The organism is Acidovorax sp. KPB24-07 (assembly GCF_057543315.1).
The window spans coordinates 1-7,396 of sequence record NZ_BAAJYS010000183.1; the positions used below are offsets into that span (position 1 = coordinate 1).

Here is a 7,396-nt window from a genome sequence, read left to right on the forward strand (position 1 = left end):
CTGCCCTGGCTGGCCCTGCGCACCTACTACCAGCGCGAGGTGTCCCTCACCCGCGTGCCGGACGGCGCGGTGGAGCGCTTCGCCATCCACCCGCGCATGGGCACCGACAGCCTCTATGCCCTGCGCAGCGCGGCGCTGGCGGGCCTGGGCGCGGCAGTGGCCTCCGCCTGGGCGGTGGAGGCCGACCTGCGCCAGGGCCGCCTGCGGCACCTGGCGCCCGCGTGGCAGGCGGCGCCGCTGCCGGTGTACCTGGTCTATCCGCATGCCCGGTTCTATCCGGCGCGGCTGCGGCGGTTTCTGGATGCGATGCGCGCTACCTTGCCAACCTTGGCCGGCATGCGAGCGCCAGGTGGAGCCGGGTGACAGGGCCGGCCTACCAGGGCGAATAGAATGCGAATGGTTCGCATCCCTGCCCTCCGCCTTCGCTTGCCCACATGCCCACTTCACTGCACCCTGCGGCCGTCGCCACCGTTGACGCGATCTATCGGTCCCACCACGGTTGGCTTCTCGGTTGGTTCCAGCGGCGGCTGGGCAGCGCGTGCCAGGCGGCCGATCTTGCGCACGACACCTTCCTTCGCCTGATGGCGTCGCGCGATGTGGCGGCGCTGCGCGAACCGGGTGCTTTCCTGCGCACCCTGGCGCATGGCGTGGTGGTGAACCACTGGCGGCGGATCGACATCGAGCGTGCCTGGGCCGCGGCAGTCTCGGCTCAGCCTGAGCCGGTCACCCCGTCCCCGGAGGAGCGCGCGGTGGCGCTCGAGACACTGTGCCGCATCGACGAGATGCTCGATCGGCTCAATCCCAAGGCACGCAGCGCCTTCCTGCTATCGCAGCTCGACGGCCTGGGCTACGCCCAGATCGGCGAGCAACTCGGGGTATCGGAGCGGATGGTCAAGAAATACATGGCCCAGGCGATGCTGCAGTGTCTTTTGCTGGCAGGCGAATGACGGAGGCGGGGGAGGCGTCCCCCTCCTTCGAGGACCTGCAGCAGGCGGCAGATTGGTTCGCCGTGCTGCAGGGCGGCGCAGTCAGCGAAGAGGAACGGCAGGAATGGCAGCGCTGGCTGGAGACCGGGCCCCGCCAACGTGCGGCCTGGGACCAGGTGCTGGCCGTGGCGGACGTCTTCGCCGGCGCTGTCAACCCTTTGGCGCGGCAGGTGCTGGAGCGCCGCCCTGCCGTATCGCGGCAACGGCGCACCGTGCGGCGCGCGCTGCTGGTGGCGCCCGCAGCGGTCCTTGCCGGCTGGGCGGTGTCGCAGCTTGGCCCCTGGCGCGGATGGGTCGCTGCCTATCGGACCGACACGGGAGAACAGCGCGCCGTCGCCTTGTCCGACGGCAGCGAACTGTGGCTCAACACGGCGACGGCCCTGGATGTCGATTACTCCGCCACGCTGCGCCGCCTTGTGCTTCATCAGGGGGAGGTGCTCATCACCTCCGGCCATGACCCTTCCAGTCCGCCAAGGCCCTTGGTGGTGGACGTGGCACCCGGAAGGCTCACGGCGCTGGGCACCCGTTTTTCCGTGCGTTACCAAGATGACGGCGGTGTCAGCGTGGATGTGTTCGAGGGCGCGGTACGCGTGGCACCCCGAGGCCGAGGCGAGCCGGTCGTCGTCCCTGCAGGGCGCGGCGCGCTGCTGCTTCACGACCGGGTGGACCTGACGCCAGGACAGGCAGGCGCGCTACCGGACTGGCAGCGCGGCATGTTGGTGGCTGACGGCATGCGGCTGGGCGACTTCATTGCCGAGCTGCGCCGCTACCAGCGCGGTTACCTGGCCTGCGCGCCGGAGGTGGCGGATTTGCGCATCGTCGGCTCCTACCCGCTCGCGGATACCGACCGCATCCTGTCGGCCCTGCAGGCCACCTTGCCGGTGCAAGTCCGCCAGCCCATGCCCTGGTGGACCGTGGTCGAGGCCCGCGCCAGTCCGGCCGCAGGAGCTGCCGCGCGTTGATTTTTTGGGCAGCGGGGTTCCCCTTTCGCGGGTTGGATTGGCATACCCCATGCCGACCCAACTCTTTCTGAACCCACCGCCACCATGCCTGCCTACCCGACCTTGCCACGCCGTCTTTCGGTTTCACCCCTGCTGCGCCCAGTGCGCCCCCGTGCGCTGCGGTTTGCCGCATTCGCGGCGGTGCCTCTCGCGGCCTGCATCGCGGCCATGCCGGTGCAGTCCCAAACCGCGGCGCCTGCCGCACGGGACTACGCCATCGCCGCCGGTCCATTGAGCACGGTGCTGAGCCAGTTCGCGGGCCAGTCCGGTATCTTGCTGTCGTCGAACGCAGCGCTCACCGAGGGCATTGCCAGCGCGGGCGTGCGCGGGCGCCTGACCGTGGACGAGGGCCTGGCCCTCGCTTTGGAAGGCACCGGCCTGCGGGCTGTGGCGGCCCCCGGCGGGATCTACACCTTGCAACGCAGCGCACCCACTGCTGCCATGCCCGAAGTGCGCGTCACAGGCCAGCGTCCGGCAGCGAGCGCTGCGACCCTGGCGCCGGTGACCGTCACCGCTGCCGCAGAGGTGGAGTCGGGCAAGGGGCCAGGCACCGGTTTCGTCGCACGCCGGGCCACTGGCGGTACCAAGACCGACACGCCGCTGATGGAAACACCCCAGTCCATCTCGGTCGTCACGCGCGGCCAAATGGAATCCCAGGGGGCTACCACGCTGGTGGAAAGCCTGCGCTACACGCCGGGGATCGTCGCGCAGTACGGAAACACCGATTTGCGCTACGACTGGTTCACCCTGCGCGGCTTCACCCCGCCGGCGCGCTACCTCGACAACCTGCGCCTTCCCTTCGGTGCGCGTGGCTATTCGCAGCCCCGCATCGAACCCTGGGGACTGGAGCGCACCGAAGTCGTCAAGGGACCGTCGTCCGTTCTGTACGGGCAAGCCGCGCCAGGCGGGCTCATCAACATGGTCAGCAAGCGCCCGACCGTGGTGCCGGTGCGCGAGATCGAACTGCAGGCGGGCAGCCACGAGCGCAAGCAGGCCGCCTTCGACCTCGGCGGGGCATTGGACGCCGACGGCGTCTGGAGCTATCGGCTGGTGGGCCTGCGCCGCGAAGCCGACACCTCGTTCGATGCGGTATCGGAGAAGAAGACCTACTTCGCCCCGTCACTGACGTTTCGCCCGGCGGATGCGACCCAGGTCACCCTGCTGGGCCAGTGGCAGTCCCTCGATTCGCCCGGCGGAGGCGGGGCACCCGCCCTGCCCGCTGCGGGCACATTGGATACCAGCAGGTATGCCGCGCTGCCGACCCGCACCTTCGTCGGCGAGCCAGGCTTTGATCGCTACCAGAATCGGCAGCGCTTCGTCGGCTACGAAGTGGAGCACCGCCTTGCAAGCGACCTCACGCTGCGGCAGAACCTGCGTTACGGCAAGGTCACCGCAGAAACGCGCCGCATCCAGGCCTTCTGCCAGGGCGCCTGCAACCCCGCGGCACTGGCACGCTATGCCTGGGCTTTTCCGGAAGCGGCGGACCTGTGGACCGTGGACACGCAGGCGCAGGCCGATTTCCGCACCGGCTCGGTGGCGCACACCGTGCTGGCCGGCATCGACTTTTCGGACGAGCGGGCGACCTATGACGAGAGCAACCTGCGTGTGCTTGCCAGGCCTTTCAACGCCTACGAGCCGGTGTACGGCACCGACAGCGGCGTGGTGCCGACAGTGGGCACCCATATTGAACAAAAGCGTCGCCAAGTGGGTGTTTATGCGCAGGACCAGATGCGGTGGCAGCGCTGGACCGGCGTGTTCGCCGGCCGATACGACCGGGCAGACACGGCCACCCGCACGCTGACCACGGCCACCGGCCGGTCGGTGGCCACGAACCAGGAAGACGGCCAATGGACCGGCCGCGCCGCGCTCATGTACACGTTGGACGGCGGCGTGGTGCCCTACATCAGCTACTCCACCTCGTTTCAGCCTGCGACTGGCACCGACCGGCTCGGCGGGGTCTTTGATCCCACGACCGGGCGTCAGGCCGAAGTGGGCGTGAAGTACCAGCCGGATGGATCGTCCGCCATGTTCACGGCCTCCGTTTACGAGCTGACCCAGCGCAATGTGCTCACGCCGGATCCGCTCAGCCGGTCGTTCAACGAGCAGACGGGCGAGGTGCGGGTGCGCGGACTGGAGCTGGAGGCGCGTGGCCCCCTCGCCCGGGGCCTGGACGCCATTGCGTCCTATGCCTACACCGACAGCCGCGTCACGCGCGCCAACGCCAACGCGGCCGGCACCAGCATCCAGAACAATCGGTTCGCCTTCGTGCCGCGGCAGCAGGCGGCGCTGTGGCTGGACTATGCGCTGCAAAGCGAAGACTTCGCCGGGCTGTCGGTGGGCGCGGGTGCGCGGCACACGGGCAGCAGCTATGGGGACAACGCCAACCTCTTCCTCGTCCCCAGCGTCACGCTGTTCGACGCCGCCATCCGCTGGGACCTTGGCCGGGTGCAGGCATCGCTCAAAGGCGTGCGGCTGGCACTGAATGTGGCCAACCTCACCGACAAGCGGTACGTGGCCTCGTGCATCGCATCCACGGGGTGCTACTACGGCGAGCGGCGCAGCGTTTATCTGACGGCGCGCTACAGCTGGTGATTCCAGAACTGCGAGCGCGGTGGGCTGCCCTGAGCACACCGCGCTCGGAGACGCGGACACGACGGAATCAGGCCACCTTCAACGCCGCCCGATTGGCATTCACCCGATCCCGCTCGGCCACCTTGGCCCGCACCAGCGGCAACAGTTCGCGGCCGTACTCGATCGCATCCACCAGCGGGTCGAAGCCCCGGATCAGGAACGTGGTGATCCCTAAGTCGTAATACTTGAGCAGTGCGTCCGCCACCTGCTCGGGCGTGCCCACGAGCGAGGTGGAGTTGGACCGCCCGCCGGTTTCGCGCGCGATGGCCGTCCACAGTCGCTCGTCCACGCGGTCGCCCTTGGCCGCATCGGCCAGCAGGCGCTGCGCGCCCTCGCTCTGCTGCGGGCCGGTGCCGCGCGCGTGGCCCTGGGGCACACCCAGGCGGCGGGTGGTTTCCAGGATCTGGTCCGCGCGGGCCCAGGCCTCTTCCTCGGTACGGCCCAGGATGGGGCGGAACGAGATGCTGAACTCGATGTGCCGGCCATGCTGCGCGGCCTCCGCGCGCACCTGGCGCACCAGGTCACCGGCCTGGGCGAGCGACTCGCCCCAAAGCGCATACACGTCGGCATGCTTGCCGGCCACCTTCAGCGCGGGCGCGGAGGCACCGCCGAAGTAGATGGGCACATAGGGCGCCTGCAGCGGCTTGACCTCGGACGCAGCGCCTTTCACCTGGTAGTAGGTGCCGTGGTGGTCGAAGGGGCGGTCCTCGGTCCACACGCGCCGCAGCAGCGTGAGGTATTCGTCGGTGCGGGCATAGCGCTCGTCGTGGCCCAGGAAATCGCCGTCGCGCTGCTGGTCGGCATCGGAGCCGCCCGAGATGTAGTGCACCGCCACGCGGCCGCCGGTGTAGTGGTCCAGCGTGGCCAACTGGCGCGCGGCCAGGGTCGGGGCCACGAAGCCGGGGCGGTGTGCCAGCAGGAAGGCGATTTTCTGCGTGGCCGAGGCGGCGTAGGCCACGGTCAGCAGCGTGTCGGGGCTGGTGCCGCTGGCCGGCACCAGGATGCGGTCGAAGCCCGCGTGCTCATGCGCCTGGGCAAAGGCCCGCACGTACGCCGGGTCCACGGCCGGGCCCTTGCGGGCGATGGTTTCTGACACCTCGTGCGGCTGGATCATGCCGATGAACTGGACACCCATGGAGACTCCTTGAAGGAACGTGAGACAGACAGCGAGCCACCGATGATGGGCATCGCGCCCACCCGCGCCAACGAAGAAAAACGCCTGTGGTCATTCGGTTTCTGCAAGGGGGCGCCGTCAGTCCGGGGCGCTGGGGGAAAGAAGAAAAACATGCATGCATATGAAAAACCCGCTTCCCTTGCCGGCGGCCGGGCTGGTGCAATGGCGGCATGCCAACCGCCCCCTCGCCCACCGCCCCCGTGAACAACCCGCCCAGCACGGCCCGCCTGCGCCACTTCGTGCAGCAGATCGCCGCCCTGCTGGAGCCCCGCCCGGCAGAGCCCGACCTCCTCGCGCGCGGGAGCGCCCTGCTGGCCGACCTGGTCTCGCACGACGACTGGCTGCCGCCGGAATATGCCCAGCCCGATCCCGAGCGCTACCAGCAATACCTGCTGCATGCCGATGCGCTCGGGCGCTTTTCGGTGGTGAGCTTCGTGTGGGGGCCGGGCCAGGCCACGCCCATCCACGACCACACGGTGTGGGGCCTGGTCGGCATGCTGCGCGGCGCGGAGCTGTCTCAAGCCTACGGGCAGGACGCCGATGGGCAGTGGCAGCCCCGCGGTGCGCCCCATCGGCTGCAGCCGGGCGACACCGAAGCCGTCTCGCCCACCATCGGCGACGTGCACCGCGTGAGCAACGCGCTGGCCGGCGAGACATCGATCAGCATCCACGTGTACGGCGCCAACATCGGGGCCGTGCAGCGGTCGGTGTACCGCGAGGACGGTTCCGTGCGCCCTTTCGTCTCCGGCTACAGCAACGCCACCCTGCCCAACCTCTGGAACCAGCCGCTCGCCGGCCCGGCCTCCCACACCGCTTCCTCCGCCTGCGCCGCCCCATGAGTGCCATGACCGATACCACCGCCTTTGCCACCACCCGCCCCCAACAGGTCCGCCAGGCCCTGCTCGACCAGCAGGAGATCGCACTGCTCGACGTGCGCGAAGAGGCCCCGTTCGCCGAAGGCCACCCGCTCTTCGCCGCCAACCTGCCCGCCGGGCGGATCGAGCTGGACGCCTGGACCCGCATTCCTCGCAGGACCACGCCCATCGTGGTGTACGACCACGGCGAAGGCCTGGCCGAGCCTGCGGCGCGCACCCTGCGCGCGCTGGGCTACACCGACGTGTCGCTCCTGGAAGGCGGCCTGCAGGGCTGGAAGGAGGCCGGCGGCGAGCTCTTCATCGACGTGAACGTGCCCAGCAAGGCCTTCGGCGAACTGGTGGAGAGCGAACGCCACACGCCCTCGCTGCCGGCCGAGGAGGTGCAGGCGCTGCTGCAGGCCAAGGCCGACGTGGTGGTGCTGGATGCGCGCCGCTTCGACGAATACCAGACCATGAACATCCCGGGCGGCATCAGCGTGCCCGGTGCGGAGCTGGTGCTGCGCGCCCAGGCGCTCGCGCCCGATCCAGCCACGCGCATCATCGTGAACTGCGCCGGGCGCACGCGCAGCATCATCGGCACGCAGTCGCTGGTGAACGCGGGCCTGCCCAACCCCGTGGCCGCGTTGCGCAACGGCACCATCGGCTGGCTGCTGGCCGGCCAGACGCTGGAGCATGGCGCCGACCGACGCTTCCTGCCGGTGCCGCCGGAGCAGCGCGCCACTGCCGCCG

At 69.7% G+C, this 7,396-nt stretch carries 7 protein-coding genes; 6 read left to right on the forward strand and 1 reads right to left on the reverse strand.

The genetic code is table 11. The features are described from left to right. The 4 genes from AC27IQ_RS16325 to AC27IQ_RS16340 form a co-directional block, all read left to right on the forward strand. On the forward strand, positions 1-363 hold a 363-nt coding region (locus AC27IQ_RS16325), incomplete at its 5' end, for a LysR substrate-binding domain-containing protein (RefSeq protein ID WP_487090079.1). Positions 364-434: 71 nt separating this feature from the next. Further along, on the forward strand, positions 435-947 hold the full coding sequence (locus AC27IQ_RS16330; protein WP_284401145.1) for a sigma-70 family RNA polymerase sigma factor: 513 nt from the start codon (positions 435-437) through the stop codon (positions 945-947). Next, complete coding sequence (locus tag AC27IQ_RS16335; protein WP_487090080.1) at positions 944-1,948, forward strand: FecR family protein; 1,005 nt, start codon at positions 944-946, stop codon at positions 1,946-1,948. Before AC27IQ_RS16330 ends, AC27IQ_RS16335 begins: the two co-directional genes overlap by 4 nt. Positions 1,949-2,032: 84 nt before the next feature. Then, positions 2,033-4,579 carry a TonB-dependent siderophore receptor gene (locus AC27IQ_RS16340; protein WP_487090081.1) on the forward strand — a complete coding sequence of 849 codons (2,547 nt, stop codon included), beginning with the start codon at positions 2,033-2,035 and terminating at the stop codon, positions 4,577-4,579. 67 nt (positions 4,580-4,646) lie between these two features. On the opposite strand, the gene AC27IQ_RS16345 is transcribed toward AC27IQ_RS16340, so the two are convergent. Further along, positions 4,647-5,753, reverse strand: coding sequence for an LLM class flavin-dependent oxidoreductase (locus AC27IQ_RS16345; protein ID WP_284428499.1), 1,107 nt, complete (start codon positions 5,751-5,753; stop codon positions 4,647-4,649). 209 nt (positions 5,754-5,962) lie between these two features. On the opposite strand from AC27IQ_RS16345, the gene AC27IQ_RS16350 reads away from it, so the two are divergent. Together AC27IQ_RS16350 and AC27IQ_RS16355 are read left to right on the forward strand one after the other, a co-directional pair. Next, a complete protein-coding gene (locus AC27IQ_RS16350) occupies positions 5,963-6,631 on the forward strand; it encodes a cysteine dioxygenase family protein (protein WP_487090082.1) in 669 nt (222 codons plus the stop codon). 5 nt (positions 6,632-6,636) lie between these two features. Further along, positions 6,637-7,396, forward strand: a 760-nt coding sequence (locus AC27IQ_RS16355) for a rhodanese-like domain-containing protein (protein WP_487090083.1), incomplete at its 3' end; no start/stop codon positions are given.